27 protein-coding genes are annotated in these 15,479 nt (G+C 30.7%); all 27 read left to right on the top strand.

All coding sequences use genetic code 11. The features are described from left to right. The first annotated feature begins 3 nt into the window (after positions 1-3). Entirely contained in the window at positions 4-636 is a 633-nt protein-coding gene (gene rpsC, locus X275_RS04925; RefSeq protein ID WP_047265680.1) for a 30S ribosomal protein S3, read from the top strand. Between the two features lie 22 nt (positions 637-658). After that, the gene (gene rplP, locus X275_RS04920; protein WP_047267805.1) at positions 659-1,087 is read left to right on the top strand and encodes a 50S ribosomal protein L16; all 429 of its coding nucleotides are present in this window, start codon (positions 659-661) and stop codon (positions 1,085-1,087) included. Beyond that, positions 1,084-1,290, top strand: a complete 207-nt coding sequence (gene rpmC / locus X275_RS04915) for a 50S ribosomal protein L29 (RefSeq protein ID WP_047265678.1) — start codon at positions 1,084-1,086, stop codon at positions 1,288-1,290. The genes rplP and rpmC overlap by 4 nt, the downstream gene beginning before the upstream one ends. Before the next feature lie 6 nt (positions 1,291-1,296). Further along, positions 1,297-1,599, top strand: coding sequence for a 30S ribosomal protein S17 (rpsQ, locus tag X275_RS04910; RefSeq protein WP_047265677.1), 303 nt, complete (start codon positions 1,297-1,299; stop codon positions 1,597-1,599). Then, positions 1,599-1,967 carry a 50S ribosomal protein L14 gene (rplN, locus tag X275_RS04905; protein WP_047265676.1) on the top strand — a complete coding sequence of 123 codons (369 nt, stop codon included), beginning with the start codon at positions 1,599-1,601 and terminating at the stop codon, positions 1,965-1,967. Before rpsQ ends, rplN begins: the two co-directional genes overlap by 1 nt. Before the next feature lie 9 nt (positions 1,968-1,976). Beyond that, positions 1,977-2,294 (top strand): 50S ribosomal protein L24, encoded by a 318-nt coding sequence (rplX, locus tag X275_RS04900; RefSeq protein WP_047267804.1) that lies wholly within the window; start codon positions 1,977-1,979, stop codon positions 2,292-2,294. A 17-nt stretch (positions 2,295-2,311) separates the two neighbouring features. Beyond that, entirely contained in the window at positions 2,312-2,866 is a 555-nt protein-coding gene (gene rplE, locus X275_RS04895; protein WP_047267803.1) for a 50S ribosomal protein L5, read from the top strand. Positions 2,867-2,880: 14 nt separating this feature from the next. Beyond that, positions 2,881-3,066 (top strand): type Z 30S ribosomal protein S14, encoded by a 186-nt coding sequence (locus X275_RS04890; RefSeq protein WP_047265673.1) that lies wholly within the window; start codon positions 2,881-2,883, stop codon positions 3,064-3,066. A gap of 13 nt (positions 3,067-3,079) precedes the next feature. Next, positions 3,080-3,484 carry a 30S ribosomal protein S8 gene (gene rpsH, locus X275_RS04885; RefSeq protein WP_047265672.1) on the top strand — a complete coding sequence of 135 codons (405 nt, stop codon included), beginning with the start codon at positions 3,080-3,082 and terminating at the stop codon, positions 3,482-3,484. 14 nt (positions 3,485-3,498) lie between these two features. Beyond that, a complete protein-coding gene (gene rplF / locus X275_RS04880; protein ID WP_047267802.1) occupies positions 3,499-4,053 on the top strand; it encodes a 50S ribosomal protein L6 in 555 nt (184 codons plus the stop codon). Between the two features lie 14 nt (positions 4,054-4,067). Further along, complete coding sequence (gene rplR / locus X275_RS04875) at positions 4,068-4,430, top strand: 50S ribosomal protein L18 (protein WP_047267801.1); 363 nt, start codon at positions 4,068-4,070, stop codon at positions 4,428-4,430. Between the two features lie 17 nt (positions 4,431-4,447). Further along, positions 4,448-4,981 carry a 30S ribosomal protein S5 gene (rpsE, locus tag X275_RS04870; RefSeq protein WP_052913647.1) on the top strand — a complete coding sequence of 178 codons (534 nt, stop codon included), beginning with the start codon at positions 4,448-4,450 and terminating at the stop codon, positions 4,979-4,981. A 3-nt stretch (positions 4,982-4,984) separates the two neighbouring features. Continuing rightward, positions 4,985-5,170: a 50S ribosomal protein L30 gene (gene rpmD, locus X275_RS04865; RefSeq protein WP_047265669.1), complete on the top strand. Its 186-nt coding sequence runs from the start codon at positions 4,985-4,987 to the stop codon at positions 5,168-5,170. A gap of 13 nt (positions 5,171-5,183) precedes the next feature. Beyond that, on the top strand, positions 5,184-5,639 hold the full coding sequence (gene rplO / locus X275_RS04860) for a 50S ribosomal protein L15 (RefSeq protein ID WP_047267800.1): 456 nt from the start codon (positions 5,184-5,186) through the stop codon (positions 5,637-5,639). After that, complete coding sequence (gene secY / locus X275_RS04855) at positions 5,639-6,916, top strand: preprotein translocase subunit SecY (RefSeq protein WP_047267799.1); 1,278 nt, start codon at positions 5,639-5,641, stop codon at positions 6,914-6,916. Before rplO ends, secY begins: the two co-directional genes overlap by 1 nt. Positions 6,917-6,918: 2 nt before the next feature. Next, positions 6,919-7,578, top strand: coding sequence for an adenylate kinase (locus X275_RS04850; protein WP_047267798.1), 660 nt, complete (start codon positions 6,919-6,921; stop codon positions 7,576-7,578). Further along, the gene (map, locus tag X275_RS04845; protein WP_047267797.1) at positions 7,575-8,327 is read left to right on the top strand and encodes a type I methionyl aminopeptidase; all 753 of its coding nucleotides are present in this window, start codon (positions 7,575-7,577) and stop codon (positions 8,325-8,327) included. The genes X275_RS04850 and map overlap by 4 nt, the downstream gene beginning before the upstream one ends. A 17-nt stretch (positions 8,328-8,344) precedes the next feature. Then, the gene (gene infA / locus X275_RS04840; protein ID WP_084825113.1) at positions 8,345-8,596 is read left to right on the top strand and encodes a translation initiation factor IF-1; all 252 of its coding nucleotides are present in this window, start codon (positions 8,345-8,347) and stop codon (positions 8,594-8,596) included. A 4-nt stretch (positions 8,597-8,600) separates the two neighbouring features. Further along, positions 8,601-8,717 (top strand): 50S ribosomal protein L36, encoded by a 117-nt coding sequence (gene rpmJ / locus X275_RS04835; RefSeq protein ID WP_047265664.1) that lies wholly within the window; start codon positions 8,601-8,603, stop codon positions 8,715-8,717. A 22-nt stretch (positions 8,718-8,739) separates the two neighbouring features. After that, positions 8,740-9,108, top strand: a complete 369-nt coding sequence (gene rpsM, locus X275_RS04830) for a 30S ribosomal protein S13 (protein WP_047267796.1) — start codon at positions 8,740-8,742, stop codon at positions 9,106-9,108. 15 nt (positions 9,109-9,123) lie between these two features. Continuing rightward, a complete protein-coding gene (rpsK, locus tag X275_RS04825; RefSeq protein WP_047265662.1) occupies positions 9,124-9,507 on the top strand; it encodes a 30S ribosomal protein S11 in 384 nt (127 codons plus the stop codon). A 21-nt stretch (positions 9,508-9,528) separates the two neighbouring features. Continuing rightward, positions 9,529-10,158 carry a 30S ribosomal protein S4 gene (rpsD, locus tag X275_RS04820; protein WP_047267795.1) on the top strand — a complete coding sequence of 210 codons (630 nt, stop codon included), beginning with the start codon at positions 9,529-9,531 and terminating at the stop codon, positions 10,156-10,158. 86 nt (positions 10,159-10,244) lie between these two features. Further along, positions 10,245-11,294, top strand: a complete 1,050-nt coding sequence (locus X275_RS04815) for a DNA-directed RNA polymerase subunit alpha (RefSeq protein WP_047267794.1) — start codon at positions 10,245-10,247, stop codon at positions 11,292-11,294. 5 nt (positions 11,295-11,299) lie between these two features. Beyond that, on the top strand, positions 11,300-11,710 hold the full coding sequence (rplQ, locus tag X275_RS04810) for a 50S ribosomal protein L17 (protein ID WP_047267793.1): 411 nt from the start codon (positions 11,300-11,302) through the stop codon (positions 11,708-11,710). Positions 11,711-12,028: 318 nt separating this feature from the next. Next, on the top strand, positions 12,029-13,285 hold the full coding sequence (gene rho, locus X275_RS04805; RefSeq protein ID WP_047267897.1) for a transcription termination factor Rho: 1,257 nt from the start codon (positions 12,029-12,031) through the stop codon (positions 13,283-13,285). 252 nt (positions 13,286-13,537) lie between these two features. Beyond that, positions 13,538-14,281 carry an alpha/beta fold hydrolase gene (locus X275_RS04800; protein WP_047267792.1) on the top strand — a complete coding sequence of 248 codons (744 nt, stop codon included), beginning with the start codon at positions 13,538-13,540 and terminating at the stop codon, positions 14,279-14,281. 24 nt (positions 14,282-14,305) lie between these two features. Continuing rightward, positions 14,306-15,479, top strand: a 1,174-nt coding sequence (locus X275_RS04795; protein WP_047267791.1) for a cache domain-containing protein, incomplete at its 3' end; no start/stop codon positions are given.

Raw genomic sequence — 15,479 nt, 5'->3', positions numbered from 1 at the left:
TCCGTGGGTCAAAAAGTACATCCATATGGATTTAGGTTAGGAATTTCAAAACCATGGAAGGCTAATTGGTTTAGTGAAGATAATTATGCAGAATTTTTAAAAGAAGATTTAAAAATTAGAGATTACATAAAAAGAAAATATTACGAAGCTGGTGTAGGAGATATATTAATTGAAAGACCATCTTCAACACAAATAAACATAACAATAAAAGCAGTAAGAGTTGGAATAATTATTGGAAGGAAAGGTGTAGAGATTCAAGCGTTAAAAAAAGAAATTGAAAAAATGGTTAATGATAGAAATGTTAGAATAAATATTGATGAAATTAGAAATCCTCAAGTAAATGCATTATTAATAGCAGAAAATATTTCGGCACAAATATTGAAAAGAGCTTCATATAAAAGAGCCATGAAAAGAGCAATATCAGCAGCTTTAAAAAGAGGTGCAAAAGGAATTAAAATTATGGTCTCAGGAAGATTAAATGGAGCAGAAATCGCAAGAACTGAATGGTATATGGAAGGAAGATTACCTTTACAAACATTAAGATCTGATATTGATTACGGAACTGCTGAAGCACAAACATTGTCTGGAACAATCGGAATAAAGGTTTGGGTATATAAAGGCGATACTCAGTTATGAACTAAAGGAGGGCGTGATGTAAATGTTAATGCCAAAAAGATATAAATATAGAAAAATACAAAGAGGAAAGATGAAAGGTAATGCCAAAGGAGGAACATTGGTAGACTTTGGCGAATGGGGCTTGAAAGCTTTGGAACCTGCTTTAATAACTTCACAACAAATTGAAGCTTGTAGATTAGCAATGGTTAGAACATTAAAAAGAAATGGAAAAATATGGATTAAAATATTCCCTGATAAACCAATTACTTCAAAAGGGATCGGAACAAGAATGGGTAAAGGTAAAGGAGACGTTGAAGGTTGGACAGCAGTAGTAAAACCAGGAAAAGTTTTATTTGAAATTGCCGGAACTTCTGAAGAATTAGCAAAAGAAGCTTTAGAATATGCAGCAACTAAATTACCTATAAAGACAAAAATAGTACCCAGGTACCATATAAGGGGGGAAGCAAAATGAAAAAACAAGTAGCTGAATTAATAAATTTAACAGATGATGAATTAAGAGTAAAATTAGAAGAATCCAAGAAAAAATTATTCGAAATGAGATTTCAACACGAATTAGGACAAATAAAAAATACTGCTTCCATAAAAATGGTGAGAAGAGACATAGCAAGAATAAAAACAATTCTCAGACAAAGGGAATTGGGTATAAGGAGGTAATGAGTAATGCCTAAAAAAACGTTAATAGGCGAAGTTGTAAGTGATAAAATGGATAAAACCATTACTGTAAAAGTAGAAAGAAAAATAAAACATCCAATATATAAAAAGTTTGTTAAAAAATCAAAGAAATTTCATGCTCATGATGAAAATAATGAATGTGAAATAGGTGATATTGTTGAAATAGAAGAAACAAAGCCATATTCAAAAACAAAAACATGGAAAGTCGTCAGAATAGTTGAAAAGAATATTTTTGCGGAAAAAAATAATGAAACACCCGAAGCAGTGGAAGAAGTTGGGGGTGACGCATAATGATTCAAGCCGAAAGTTATTTAAGAGCTGCAGATAATTCAGGAGCAAAGGTATTAAGAGTTATAAGAGTTTTAGGCGGTTTTCATAAATCGGTTGGTACAGTTGGAGATGTTGTAGTATGTTCAGTAAGAGAAGCAATACCGCACACAGACATAAAAAAGGGTCAGGTAGTAAAAGCTGTAGTTGTTAGAACCAAAAAAGAAATAAAAAGAAAAGATGGTTCACATATAAGATTTGATGAAAATGCAGCAGTTTTAATAGATAAAAACAATATGCCTGTAGGTACTCGTGTGTTCGGACCAATTGCTAGGGAAGTAAGAGAAGCAGGTTATACAAAAATAGCATCTCTTGCACAAGAAGTATGGTGAGGTGAGAGTATGAAAATAAAAAAGGGTGATTTAGTAAAAGTAATCTCCGGAAAAGATAAAGGTAAAGAAGGGAAAATTTTAAGAGTAATACCAAAATTAAATAAAGTTGTAGTTGAAAATGTAAATATAGTAAAAAAGCATCAAAGACCTACCCAGCAATTAAGAGAAGGTGGAATTATAGAACAACCATCTCCAATACATATAAGTAAAGTAATGATTATATGTCCTAGTTGTGGTAAACCAACAAGAGTTGGATACAGATTCTTAGAAGAAGGTAAAAAGGTAAGAATTTGTAGAAAATGCAATGAAATTATAGATAAGGTTTAATGAGGGAGGAATAGATTATGAGATATGAATACATTCCATTAAAAGAACAATATGAAAAGGAAGTAGTTCCAGCCCTCATGAAAGAATTTGGCTATAAAAACGTTCATGAAGTTCCAAAAATAGTTAAAATTGTTGTTAATATGGGAATAGGTGAGGGCGCAAGAAACGCTGATGTTGTTGAAAAGCATGCTCAAGAATTATCTTTAATTACAGGGCAAAAGGCTGTAGTTACAAGAGCAAAGAAAAGTGTTGCAAATTTTAAATTAAGAGAAGGAATGCCAATAGGTGCAAAAGTTACACTGAGAAGTGTAAAAATGTATAATTTCTTATTCAAATTGATCAACATAATTTTTCCTAAATTAAGGGATTTTAGAGGAATGAATCCAAATAGTTTTGATGGAAGAGGAAATTACACATTTGGTTTAACGGAACAATTAGTATTTCCTGAATTAAAACCAGATCAGGTTAAAAGAGTTCAGGGTATGGATATTACCATTGTTACAACTGCAAAGACTGATGAGGAAGCAAGAAAACTCCTTCAATTAATGGGCTTCCCTTTCAAGAGAGATTAAGGAGGAGGTAAATAATGGCAAAAAAATCAATGGTTGCAAGATGGAAAAAACCAAAGAAATATAAAACAAGAGAATATTCCAGATGTATAATATGTGGAAGACCAAGAGCTGTATATAGAGAATTTGGATTATGTAGAGTATGTTTTAGAAGATTAGCCCTGGAAGGAAAATTACCAGGCGTTAAAAAGGCAAGTTGGTAAGGAGGGAATCTTAATGTGGAGTGATCCCGTAGCAGATATGCTTACAAGAATAAGAAATGCGAATCTTGTTATGAAAGAAAGTGTAGAAATTCCAGCATCAAATTTAAAAAGGAATATAGCGGAAATATTAAAAAGAGAAGGTTATATATTAGATTATAAATTTATTGAAGATGGAAAACAGGGAATATTAAAAATACAGTTAAAATATAAAGGCGACAGAAAAAATAAACAAAAAGTAATTCATAGTATTATAAGAGTTTCAAAACCAGGTAGAAGAGTTTACGTATCAAAAGATAAAATACCTGTAGTAAAAGGTGGAATGGGTATCTCAATAATTTCAACATCAAAAGGTGTTCTTACCGACAAAGAAGCAAGAGAACTTGGAGTCGGTGGAGAATTAATTTGTTACGTTTGGTAGGAGGTGCTGAATAAATGTCACGTATATCAAAAAATCCAATAGATATACCAAATGGAGTAGAAGTGACAATTAACGATAATATAATAAAAGTTAAAGGTCCAAAGGGCGAATTAACTCAGGAATATTTGCCATATGTTAAATTTGTAATTGAAGATAATAAAATAAAAGTTGAAGGCAATGAGGAATCAATGAAAAGAAAAAGTGATGCAAAAAGAATTAATATGTTTCAGGGAACATATGCATCATTAGTAAAAAATATGATTAAAGGTGTAACTGAAGGATTTAAAAAAGAATTAGAAATAGTTGGTATAGGTTATAGAGCTGCAATGCAGGGTTCTAAATTAGTTTTACAATTGGGCTATTCTCATCCAATTGAATACCTTCCACCTGAAGGAATAACAATAGAAGTACCAGCACCAAACAAAGTTATCGTAAAAGGTATTAATAAATACTTAGTTGGTGAAGTAGCAGCAAAAATTAAGAGATTCAGAAAACCAAATGTATATTCAGGAAAAGGTATAAAATACGTTGGTGAGGTAATTATCAGAAAACAAGGTAAGAAAGTTTAAGGGAGGCTGACCAGATGATTAAACCCATTCAAAAGAAAAAGTTAAGAAGAAAAAGACATTTAAGGGTTAGAAGAAAAGTTTTTGGAACTCCTGAAAGGCCAAGAATGGCAGTTTTCAAAAGCAATAAACATTTATATGTTCAAATTATAGATGATACAAAAGGACATACATTAGCAGCTGCTTCTACTGTAGATAAAGGACTAAACTTAGAAAAAACATGGAATATTGAAGCTGCTAAAGAAGTTGGAAAATTAATTGCTAAGAGAGCTTTAGAAAAAGGAATATCCAAAGTATCATTTGATAGAGGCGGCTTCAAATATCATGGGAAAATAAAAGCATTAGCTGAGGCTGCACGTGAAGCAGGTCTTGACTTTTAAGGAGGTGTAAACAGAAAATGACCTTAGATAAGAATTTAATGGCTTCAGCAGCTGCTGAAGAATTTGAAGAAAGAATAATAGAAATTAGAAGGGTTACAAAGGTTACAACAGGAGGAAAAAATATATCTTTTAGAGTTGTTGCTGTTGTAGGAAATAGGAATGGAAAAGTTGGAGTTGGAAGTGGAAATGCAAGAGAAGTTCCTCAAGCAATAAGGAAAGCAATTCAAAATGCAAAGAAAAATATGATAGAAGTTCCAGTAAAAAATGGTACTATACCTCATGAAGTATTAGGAAAACAGGATGCTTCAAAGGTATTATTAAAGCCTGCCGGACCAGGTACAGGTATTATTGCTTCAGCAGCAGTTCGTGCTGTTGTAGAATTAGCAGGAGTACATAATATTCTTTCGAAAGCATTGGGTTCAACAACTGCTATAAATTTATCGAAAGCAACATTGAACGGATTAAAAGAATTAAAATCTCCAAAAGAATATGCAGAACTTAGAGACTTGAGTGTTAAAAAGGTATTTCAAGGTGCCCATAAGGAGGGATAAGAAATGGCTAAATTAAAAATAAAACTTGTAAGAGGAAGAGCGGGAAAAAATTATAGACAACTCGCCACCTTAGATGCCTTGGGGTTAAGAAAACCTAATCAAGAAGTAATAAAAGAAGATAGACCAGAAATAAGAGGTATGATAACAAAGGTACAACATCTTATAAAAGTTGAAGAAATTGAAGAATGAGGGGGTAGCAAATATGTCTCTTAAAATATCAGACTTAAAACCCGCCGAAGGATCAAGAAAAGTAGCTAAAAGAACAGGAAGAGGTTGGAGTTCTGGGTTAGGAAAAACAGGTGGAAAAGGACATAAAGGTCAAAAATCCAGAGGTAAAGGAAAGGTTAGACCAAGTTTTGAAGGTGGTCAAACACCTTTATTTAGAAGAATTCCAAAATATGGATTTACAAATGCACCATTTAAAAAGAATTATGCAGAAATAAATATTTCTGTATTAGAAAGTAAATTCGAAGCAAACGAAGAAATAACTCCAGAAAAACTTTTAGAAAAAAGAATACTTAAAAAAATAAAAGATGGTGTAAAAGTATTAGGAAATGGTGAATTGACAAAACCATTAAAAGTAAAAGCTCATGCTTTTAGTAAAAAAGCACAGGAGAAAATAGAATCAGCCGGCGGAAGTGTCGAGGTGATTCAGTAATGAAAGAAGCATTTAAAAATATGTGGAAGATCCCGGAACTCCGGGATCGTATTATATTTACATTAATAGCTTTAATAGCTTTTAGAATAGGAATATATATACCTATTCCAGGTATAGATTTAGTAAGATGGGAAGGTTTTATAGCAGGATTAGGAGGAGCTTCACAAGGATTAATTAGTTTTTTTGATGTATTTACAGGAGGATCTTTAAAACAGTTTTCAATTTTTGTTTTAAGTGTAACACCTTATATTAACGCATCAATTATTTTACAATTATTAGCATCAGTAATTCCAAGTTTGAAAGAAATGTTAAAAGAAGGGGAAGAGGGTAGAAAAAAATTTGGAAGATTGACGAGACAGGTTACGTTAGGTCTTGCATTGCTTCAAGGATTTTTCTTGTCATTAGGAGTAGCTGGATATAGAGCTCCTAATTTGAATTATTTATTATTTATATTGATATCAACAACATCAATAGTTGCAGGAACCATGTTCTTATTATGGTTAGGTGAAATGATAACAGAAAAAGGTATAGGTAATGGAATATCAGTATTGATTTTTGCAGGTATAGTATCAAGATTTCCGCAATATGTAGCAAGTGGTTTAGTTGGAAGATTAAGCATTTTTGAATGGATAATATTAATTATAGTAGCAATTGCAGTAGTTGTGGGAACAGTTTATTTACAAACATCAGAAAGAAGAATAAATGTTCAATATGCAAAAAGAGTTGTTGGAAATAAAATATATGGAGGAGCTTCTACATACATTCCAATAAAAGTAAACGGTGGTGGTGTATTACCAATAATTTTCGCATCAGCGATTATGACATTACCCTCAATGCTTGCAACCGCAACAGGAGCTCAATGGGTAAGTAGATGGTTTGGTTATGGCACACCAATTTATTTAATAATATATGCATTACTTATATTCTTCTTTGCATATTTTTATAATTCAGTTGTTATTGATCCAAATGATATATCAGAAAATATAAAGAAATATGGCGGTTTTATACCAGGTATAAGACCTGGAAAACCAACATCAGATTATATAACCAAAACAATGATGAGAGTAACATTTATTGGAGCAGTATTCCTTGTGGTGATTTCTTTATTACCTTACATTATTAGAAGTGCATCTGGGGTTAATATATGGATAGGTGGAACTTCAGCACTTATTGCAGTAGGTGTTTCATTAGATATAATGCAACAAATTGAAGCTCATATGATAACAAGGCAATATGAAGGTTTTATGAAAAAAGGCAAACTCCGTGGGAGGAGATAATAATGAAAAAGCTTAACTTATTGTTTTTTGGTCCTCCTGGAGCAGGAAAAGGAACTATAGCTAAAGAAGTTTCTAAAAAATATAATATACCTCATATTTCTACAGGTGATATGTTAAGAGAAGCTGTAGCTTCAGGAAGTGAATTAGGAAAAAAAATAAAATCAGTATTAGATAGTGGACAACTTGTATCAGACGAAATAATGTTGGAAGTAATAAAAAACAGATTAAATCAAAATGATGTTGAAAAAGGCTTTATATTAGATGGATTTCCAAGAACTTTACCACAAGCTGAAGCATTAGAAACTTTATTAAAGGATATAAAAAATCCTATAACGGGAATAATATACCTTGAAGTTGATGAGAAAACAGTTGTAAAAAGAATAACCTCACGAAGAATATGTCCAAAATGTGGAAAAATATATAATGTAATAACATTAAAACCAAAAATAGAAAATAAATGTGATATATGTGGTGAAGAATTGATTCAAAGAGATGATGATAAAGAAGAAGTAGTAAGGGATAGATACAAAGTATATATGGAAAAAACATACCCCGTAATAGAATTTTATAGAAAGTATAACCAATTCTTTACATTAGACGGTAGTGGAACGGTTGAAATAGTTACAAAAGAAGTGTTTAATATATTGGAAGGGATAATATGATTTTAGTTAAGACGCAATCCGAAGTTGATAAAATGAAGCGAGCTGGAAGACAGCTCGCTATCCTCTTTGAGAAAATAAAGGATTTAGTAGTAGAAGGTTCGAATGCATATGAAGTAGAAAAATTTGTTAATAGTTATATGAAAGCGAAAGGTTTTATTCCTACATTCAAAGGTTATGGTGGATTTCCGTATGCTACATGTATATCGGTAAACGAAGAAATTGTGCATGGATTTCCACTAAAGGAAAAAATATTCAAAAATGGGGATATAGTATCAATAGATATGGGGTTAACATTAGACGGATATATAGCGGACGCCGCAAGGACATTCATTATAGGTGAAGTTTCTGAAGAAATAAAAAAATTAGTCGAAGTAACGGAAAAATCATTCTGGATAGGTATAGAACAGGCTATTCCAGGAAACAAAATAGGAGATATCGGCAATGCTATTCAAACATATGTTGAGTCATTTGGATTTTCAATAATTAAAGATTATGTTGGGCATGGAGTTGGAAGAAAATTACATGAAGATCCGCAAATTCCAAATTATGGGTCAAAAGGAAAAGGTCCTCTAATTAGAGAAAGAATGACTTTTGCAATAGAACCAATGGTATCTATAGGAACACATAAGGTTGAAGTGTTGGAAGATGGTTGGACTGCTATTACAGCAGATAGATCGTATGCAGCTCACTATGAAAATACTCTGGTTATCACCAAAAATGGTCCAGAGATATTAACCATATTAGATTAGCCCGAGAGGTGATTATCGTGGCAAAAAAAGATGATGTTATTGTAATGGAAGGTCATATTGTAGAATCGTTACCAAATGCTACATTTAGAGTAAAATTGGATAATGGTCATATGATTCTCGCTCATATTTCCGGTAAAATGAGGAAAAATTTTATAAGATTAGTACCAGGAGATAGAGTGATAGTAGAAGTATCTATCTATGATTTAAATAGAGGAAGAATAATAAGAAGAGAGAGAATTAAGAGAAATCCAAGTAGTGAGGAGGAATGAGCAAATGAAAGTAAGAGCCTCAGTAAAGAAAAGATGTGAACATTGTAGAGTTATAAGAAGAAAAGGCAGAGTATGGGTAGTTTGTTCCAAAAATCCTAAGCATAACCAAAGACAGGGATAAATTTTAAAGGAGGGAAATTTGAATGCCACGTATTTTGGGTGTTGAAGTACCAAACAACAAGAAGTTGTTCATTGCTCTTACATATATATATGGAATAGGCAAACATAGAGCAATGGAAATATTAGAATCAACAGGGATAGATCCTGACAAAAGGGCAAAAGAATTAACAGATGATGAAATTAGTAAAATAACACATTATATTAACGAACATTACCTCGTTGAAGGAGAATTAAGACAGGAAATTCAAAAAAGTATAGCGAGATTAATTGAAATCGGTTCATACAGAGGTTACAGGCATAAAAATGGATTACCTGTTAGAGGACAAAAAACACATTCAAACGCAAGAACAAGAAAGGGTCCAAGACCTTCAAAAATCGGCAAGAAAAAGTAATAAGGAGGTTTATTTATGGCTAGGAGAACAACTCAAAAGAAAAAGAAAATATCTCTTGAAAAAGCAGTTGTACATATCCAATCAACTTTTAACAATACGATAATAACATTAACAGATCCAGCAGGAAATACATTATATTGGGCAAGTGGAGGAACAGCTGGTTTTTCAGGAACAAAAAAAGGAACTCCATATGCTTCACAGTTAGCAGCAGACAAAGTTGCAAAAGAAGCTTTGAAATATGGAGTAAAGAGATTAGATGTATATGTAAAAGGACCAGGTGCTGGAAGAGAATCAGCAATAAGAACAATGCAAGCTGCAGGGTTGGTAATTGAAAATATTAAAGATAAAACTCCAATACCTCATAATGGTTGTAGACCAAAGAAAAGAAAAGGAATGTAAGGCCTAAGAGGAGGGAATGTAATGGCAAGATATATAGGATCTCTTTGTAAACTTTGTAGAAGAGAAGGATTTAAATTATATTTAAAAGGTGAAAGATGTTATACAGACAAATGTGCTCTTGCAAGAAGACCATATGCACCAGGGCAACACGGAAAACAAACAAAAAAACCAACACAATATGGATTACAATTAAGATCAAAACAAGCATTAAAAAGAATTTATGGTGTATTAGAAAGACAGTTTAGAAGATACTTTGATGAAGCTTCAAGAAAAGAAGGAAATACAGGAGAAAACTTAATGAGAATTCTTGAAACAAGATTGGACAATGTTGTATATCAAATGGGGTATGCAGTAAACAGAAGAACAGCAAGACAATTAGTAAGACATGGACATTTCCTTGTGAACGGTAAAAAAGTGGATATTCCATCATATAGAGTAAAACCAGGAGATGTTATTGAAGTGAAAGAAAAGAGTAGATCAATATTACCTATTAAACAGGGAATCGAATTAACTCAAAAAGCAAACAAAAAATTAGATTGGATAGAAGTAGATTATAATGCATTCAAAGGTACATTTTTAAGATTACCAACATTAGATGAGATGGAAGTACCAGTAGACTTACAGGCTATCATCGAGCTTTATTCAAAATAATAATTACATTGATTATCGCAAAAACGCGCCTAACAAAAAGAAAGGGGGTGCACTCCAATTTAGAAAAGCTAAATTGGGGGTAATGAATGGAATTTATCAAACCGGAGAAAATGATATTAGAAACTTTAGAAGAATCAGAAGAATTAGAATACAAATATGGCAGGTTTGTCTTGTCGCCTTTAGAAAGAGGATATGCAGTTACAATAGGTAACGCATTGAGAAGAGTATTGTTATCCTCAATTCCTGGATTGGCAATTACCAGCATCAGAATTCCAGGAAAATTACATGAATTTGATGTAATAGAAGGCGTTCAAGAGGATATTTTAGAAATCACAGTTAATTTAAAGAAAGTGGAACTAAAAGTAACAGATTTTGATAATATAACTAATTTAAAAGAACCAATAATTTTAAGAATAGACAAAATGGGTCCAGCTGAAATAAAAGCTGGAGATATAATAACCCCTGCTGGAATTGAAATAGCAAATCCGGAATTTAAAATTGCAACTATGAATACAAATAGAAAATTCGAAATGGAATTATATGCAACTATTGGGAAAGGATTTGTTTCAACGGCAGAAATGGATTTATCAAAAGATATAGAATATATATATATAGATGGAGTTTACAGCCCTGTTATTAGAGTAAATTATTTAACAGAGAATGTTCGTGTTGGTAAAAGAACTGATTATGACAAATTAATCCTGGAAGTATGGACGAAAAAATCAGTGGATCCCAAAGATGCTTTAGTAAAAGCAACCAAGATACTAATTGAACATTTTAACATTATATATGCATCATGGAAAGAGATTATAGAAGAAAAAGAAGAAGAACAACCTATTATTGAAATAGGTGAAAATATTGTAGATGAATCTGCAACTCAAGAAGTAGAAGATGAATTTAAAACTATTAATATTGAAATATTAGAGACAAAAATTGATGAATTAGATTTAAGCAAAAGAGCAAAAAATTGTTTAAAAAGAGAAAAAATACATACAGTTAGAGATATTCTAAAAAAGGATCCTGATGAATTAATGAAAATCAAAAACTTTGGAAAGAAATCCTTAGATGAGATCCGAAAGGAATTAAAAGAAAAATTCCAATTGGATTATGATGAGATCCAGAAGGGAGGAGCCTGATTACTATGAGACATAGAGTAAAAACAAACAAATTAAGCAGATATGCTTCACATAGGAAGGCATTATTAAAAAATTTAGCAAGAGAAGTGTTTGAGCATGGGAGCATAATAACAACAACAGCAAAAGCTAAAGCAGTAAGGCCATTAGTTGAAAAAATCTTGACAAAGGCTAAAGAAGCAAAAACAACAGACAATAAAGATAGAAGTATTGCTTTAAGAAGACAGATAAATAGATATTTTAATGATAGAAAATTTACGAATAAAGTAGTAGATGAAATTGCACCAGTATTTGAAAATAGAAACAGTGGATATACAAGAATATTAAAAATAGGGTTTAGAAGAGGAGATGCTGCAGAATTATCTTTATTACAATTAGTTGAAAATATAGAGAAAAAGGAAAACGAAGAAGAAAAATAATAAAATGCCCCAATGGGGCATTTTATTATTTAGATTGTAAATAAAACTTTTTTATACAGTTGTTGATAGTTTTTTATATAATAAAAAATGTGGTATAATATACAATAAAAAGCATCCACAAAAATAATTCTTCATAAACTTCTAACATTCTGCTAATATCAATTGGACTTATTATTGATAACACATATGAAGTAAAATTACGAAAAAATAATCAATGAATATAATAGATTCAATTACAAATAAATTCAATGAGGTGAAATCGTGAATGAAAATAATAAAGATGTAAAAAAAGATGAAATAATTCCTGTAGAAATAGATATGGGAAAATTAAATCAAATGTCCAGAAGACAATTATATAATCTTGCACGAAAATATGGAATAGAAAATTACTCTGTATTGACTGATCATGAATTAAAATTTAAAATACTCAGCAAACAAACTGAATCATTTGGATATTTTTTTCATGAAGGAGTTCTTGAAATATTACCAGATGGATATGGTTTTTTAAGGAATACACACAATTCTTTATTAAACGGAAATGATGATGTATATGTATCTCAATCACAAATCAGAAGGTTTAATTTAGCAACAGGTGATACAGTTGCAGGGCAGGTACGTCCTCCCAAAGAAGGAGAAAAATTTTTTGCATTATTGCGTGTTGAAGCTGTAAATTATCAGGCACCTGAGCATGCAAGAGATAGAATTTCTTTTGAAAATCTTACACCAGTCTATCCAAATGAAAGGCTTCAACTGGAATCTGAATCTTCCCCAGTTAGTTCAAGAATTATAGACATATTTTCACCTATTGGTAAAGGGCAAAGAGGTCTTATAGTTGCACCACCAAAAGCTGGTAAAACAACATTATTAAAAGACATGGCAAATTCTATAGCAAAAAATAATCCAGAGACCAAAAGAATAGTATTATTAATAGATGAAAGACCTGAAGAGGTTACAGATATAAGAGAAACAGTTGATGCGGAAGTAATAGCAGCGCCTTTTGATATGGACCCAAAAAATCAGATAAAAGTTGCTGAAATGACTTTAAATATGGCAAAAAGATTGGTTGAATTTGGTCATGATGTTATTATATTAATGGATTCATTGACAAGGCTTGCAAGAGCATATAACCTTTATGTTCCGCCAAGTGGTAAATTATTAAGTGGAGGTGTAGATCCTTCTGCATTAACATTTCCGAAAAAATTTTTTGGTGCCGCAAGACGAATTAGAGAGGGAGGAAGTTTAACTATATTGGCGACAGCGCTTGTTGAAACTGGTTCAAAGATGGATGAAGTAATATTTGAAGAATTTAAAGGAACGGGAAATATGGAATTGGTATTATCAAGAGAATTAGCAAATAAAAGAATATTCCCATCAATAGATATAAAACTTTCTGGAACAAGAAAAGAAGAATTATTATTTACAAAAGAAGAACTTAGATATTCATGGATTTTAAGAAATTGGTTACATGATTTGTCAAAAGAAGAAGCAATAATGGAGATTTTCAGATTAATGAGAAAATATGACAATAATAAAAAATTATTTAAAGAAATAGAAAAACAAAAATTTATGAATTAAAAAATATAAATTAAAAAAGACTGTCCAAAAAGTCAAATTCACTCAGACAGCTCGATTGCTAATCCTTAAAATTATTCATTCTCAGCCGTCGTTCAGATTTTTTATCCATAAAAAAGCTTCACTCAAAAAAACATCCTGTTTTTTTGACGGCTTACATTCATAATTTTAAGGGCAATCTTCGAGTCTTCGTTTCATTTGAGACTTTTTAGACAGACTAAATTAAGAAAAAATAAAAAAAATTAAGGTGATAAAATGTTTTTGAAAAGATATAAAAGTACTGAAAATTCGAAAAAAACATTTGTAATTATTCACGGGTTAGGCGAGCATTCTGGAAGATACAAATTTTTAATAGATATACTTCTTGATATAGACTATCAGGTGATTACTTTTGATCTTCCAGGGCATGGAGTAAGTGAAGGACCAAAAGGTTATATAAAAAGTTTTTATAAAATATACAAATTTATAGAAGAAATAACACCAGAAAAATTTATATTATTTGGTCATAGTATGGGCGGCCTAATTGCATTAAGATATACAGAATATTCTAATAAAAAACCGGAAAAATTGATATTATCTTCTCCAGCAGTTGGAAAATTATATACAGCATTTCATAAAATTTTATTATCAACAATAGGATGGATGGGAAAAATATCAATAAACAATGGTATAGACCCAAAAGATTTATGTCATGATGAAAAGGCAATTAAAGAGTATTTAGATGATCCTCTTGTTCATAATAAAATAGCCTTTAAAACTGCAAAACAACTTTTTTCAGAAGCCGAAAAAGCTTTAGAAGAAGCGGAAAATGTTGATATACCCGTATTATTACAATATGGAGAATCCGATAAAATAATTAAAGTTGATAGTTGTAATGAATTAGCAAAAAAATTCAAAACATTGGTCATACAAAAACATAAATATGCCAAGCATGAGATTTTTAATGAACCACGATATAAAGATAAATATATTTCTAATATTTTAGAGTTTATAAATTAATTATTATTTCAGGGAGGGAAAAATATGAAAATAAATTCTAAAATTCTCATACTGGTGTTTTCTTTGCTTTTCATATCCTTTTCGATATTCTTTTATATAAGTCTTACCAATTCACAAAATTCACTTCAACAAAGTTTTGTTGATAAGCTCATAGTTGCAAGAGATTCAAAAAAAGTATTTTTAGAAAAAACATTATCTGAGGTAAAAAACGATTTAGTTTATTTCACAGAAATGCCAGTTATAATAGAAAATTTAAATGGTTTTTATGGTGAAGAAGATTTTTCAAAAAGTTTAGGTGGATTTGATAAATATTTAAAAGACTTACAGATAGTATATTATGAAAAAAACCCATATAAAAATAGAGAAAAATTAGATAATTTTTTCTATGATGATAATTTTGATCAAAATAAAATATCACCAGATATATTGGATGAAATATATCAATATAATTCCATACATGAGCAGATAAACCCATTATTAAGAAAATTAATAAATATAAAAGAAATATATTATGATATTTATTATATAACGCCTGATGGTTATATATTGTATTCTGTGAAAAAAAACGAAGATTTTGGAACAAATATAGAAAATGGTAAATATAAAGATACTGTTTTAGGAAGGTTATATAATATTCTAAAACAGTCTAATGATGATAATGTTCATTTTTCGGATATAGAATCATATAATATTGGTGAAGAAGAACACGGTTTTTTTGCCGGAAAAAGAGTATTATATGATGGTGAAAATGTAGGGTATTTAATAGTCAGAATTTTAGATGAAACATTTGAAAATATATTTCTTGACAAAAGTGGAATGGGAGAAACAGGAAAGACATATATAGTAAGTGAAGATAAAATAATGAAAAACAATCTACCAGGAGAAGAAACGATATTAAAACAAAAAGTAGAAACAGATTATGTAGAAAAGGCATTATCAGGAGAAACAGGATGGGAAATAGGGAGAAATTACAAAGGTGAAAAAGTAATAGTGGCATATGCGCCATTTAAATACAAAGAAATAAAATGGGCATTTATATCAGAAGTATCGACAAAAGAAGCATTTTTAGCATCAGAAAAGATAAAAATAGTGTTGATAATAACCTCAATAATAATATTAATAATATCGATAATAATATCAATAATATTTGCCAGAAAAATATCAAAACCATTAATGGAATTAAGCAAAAAAGTAGACA

Source organism: Marinitoga sp. 1197 (assembly GCF_001021165.1).
Lineage (GTDB): Bacteria > Thermotogota > Thermotogae > Petrotogales > Petrotogaceae > Marinitoga.
The sequence above is the reverse complement of the archived record's forward strand: the minus strand, read 5'-3'. Positions and strand labels throughout refer to the sequence as shown.

Excerpts from the sequence above, each read along its gene's own strand:
- rplR (WP_047267801.1), top strand. The coding sequence starts at position 4,068 with ATGATTAAACCCATTCAAAAGAAAAAGTTAAGAAGAAAAAGACATTTA.
- rplO (WP_047267800.1), top strand. The coding sequence starts at position 5,184 with ATGTCTCTTAAAATATCAGACTTAAAACCCGCCGAAGGATCAAGAAAA.
- rpmD (WP_047265669.1), top strand. The coding sequence starts at position 4,985 with ATGGCTAAATTAAAAATAAAACTTGTAAGAGGAAGAGCGGGAAAAAAT.
- X275_RS04800 (WP_047267792.1), top strand. The coding sequence starts at position 13,538 with ATGTTTTTGAAAAGATATAAAAGTACTGAAAATTCGAAAAAAACATTT.
- rpsE (WP_052913647.1), top strand. The coding sequence starts at position 4,448 with ATGACCTTAGATAAGAATTTAATGGCTTCAGCAGCTGCTGAAGAATTT.
- rpsK (WP_047265662.1), top strand. The coding sequence starts at position 9,124 with ATGGCTAGGAGAACAACTCAAAAGAAAAAGAAAATATCTCTTGAAAAA.
- rho (WP_047267897.1), top strand. The coding sequence starts at position 12,029 with ATGGGAAAATTAAATCAAATGTCCAGAAGACAATTATATAATCTTGCA.
- rpsD (WP_047267795.1), top strand. The coding sequence starts at position 9,529 with ATGGCAAGATATATAGGATCTCTTTGTAAACTTTGTAGAAGAGAAGGA.
- rpsM (WP_047267796.1), top strand. The coding sequence starts at position 8,740 with ATGCCACGTATTTTGGGTGTTGAAGTACCAAACAACAAGAAGTTGTTC.
- rplX (WP_047267804.1), top strand. The coding sequence starts at position 1,977 with ATGAAAATAAAAAAGGGTGATTTAGTAAAAGTAATCTCCGGAAAAGAT.
- rplF (WP_047267802.1), top strand. The coding sequence starts at position 3,499 with ATGTCACGTATATCAAAAAATCCAATAGATATACCAAATGGAGTAGAA.
- X275_RS04815 (WP_047267794.1), top strand. The coding sequence starts at position 10,245 with ATGGAATTTATCAAACCGGAGAAAATGATATTAGAAACTTTAGAAGAA.
- rplE (WP_047267803.1), top strand. The coding sequence starts at position 2,312 with ATGAGATATGAATACATTCCATTAAAAGAACAATATGAAAAGGAAGTA.
- rpmJ (WP_047265664.1), top strand. The coding sequence starts at position 8,601 with ATGAAAGTAAGAGCCTCAGTAAAGAAAAGATGTGAACATTGTAGAGTT.
- rplQ (WP_047267793.1), top strand. The coding sequence starts at position 11,300 with ATGAGACATAGAGTAAAAACAAACAAATTAAGCAGATATGCTTCACAT.
- secY (WP_047267799.1), top strand. The coding sequence starts at position 5,639 with ATGAAAGAAGCATTTAAAAATATGTGGAAGATCCCGGAACTCCGGGAT.
- rpsH (WP_047265672.1), top strand. The coding sequence starts at position 3,080 with ATGTGGAGTGATCCCGTAGCAGATATGCTTACAAGAATAAGAAATGCG.
- rplP (WP_047267805.1), top strand. The coding sequence starts at position 659 with ATGTTAATGCCAAAAAGATATAAATATAGAAAAATACAAAGAGGAAAG.
- map (WP_047267797.1), top strand. The coding sequence starts at position 7,575 with ATGATTTTAGTTAAGACGCAATCCGAAGTTGATAAAATGAAGCGAGCT.
- X275_RS04890 (WP_047265673.1), top strand. The coding sequence starts at position 2,881 with ATGGCAAAAAAATCAATGGTTGCAAGATGGAAAAAACCAAAGAAATAT.
- rplN (WP_047265676.1), top strand. The coding sequence starts at position 1,599 with ATGATTCAAGCCGAAAGTTATTTAAGAGCTGCAGATAATTCAGGAGCA.
- rpsQ (WP_047265677.1), top strand. The coding sequence starts at position 1,297 with ATGCCTAAAAAAACGTTAATAGGCGAAGTTGTAAGTGATAAAATGGAT.
- X275_RS04850 (WP_047267798.1), top strand. The coding sequence starts at position 6,919 with ATGAAAAAGCTTAACTTATTGTTTTTTGGTCCTCCTGGAGCAGGAAAA.
- rpmC (WP_047265678.1), top strand. The coding sequence starts at position 1,084 with ATGAAAAAACAAGTAGCTGAATTAATAAATTTAACAGATGATGAATTA.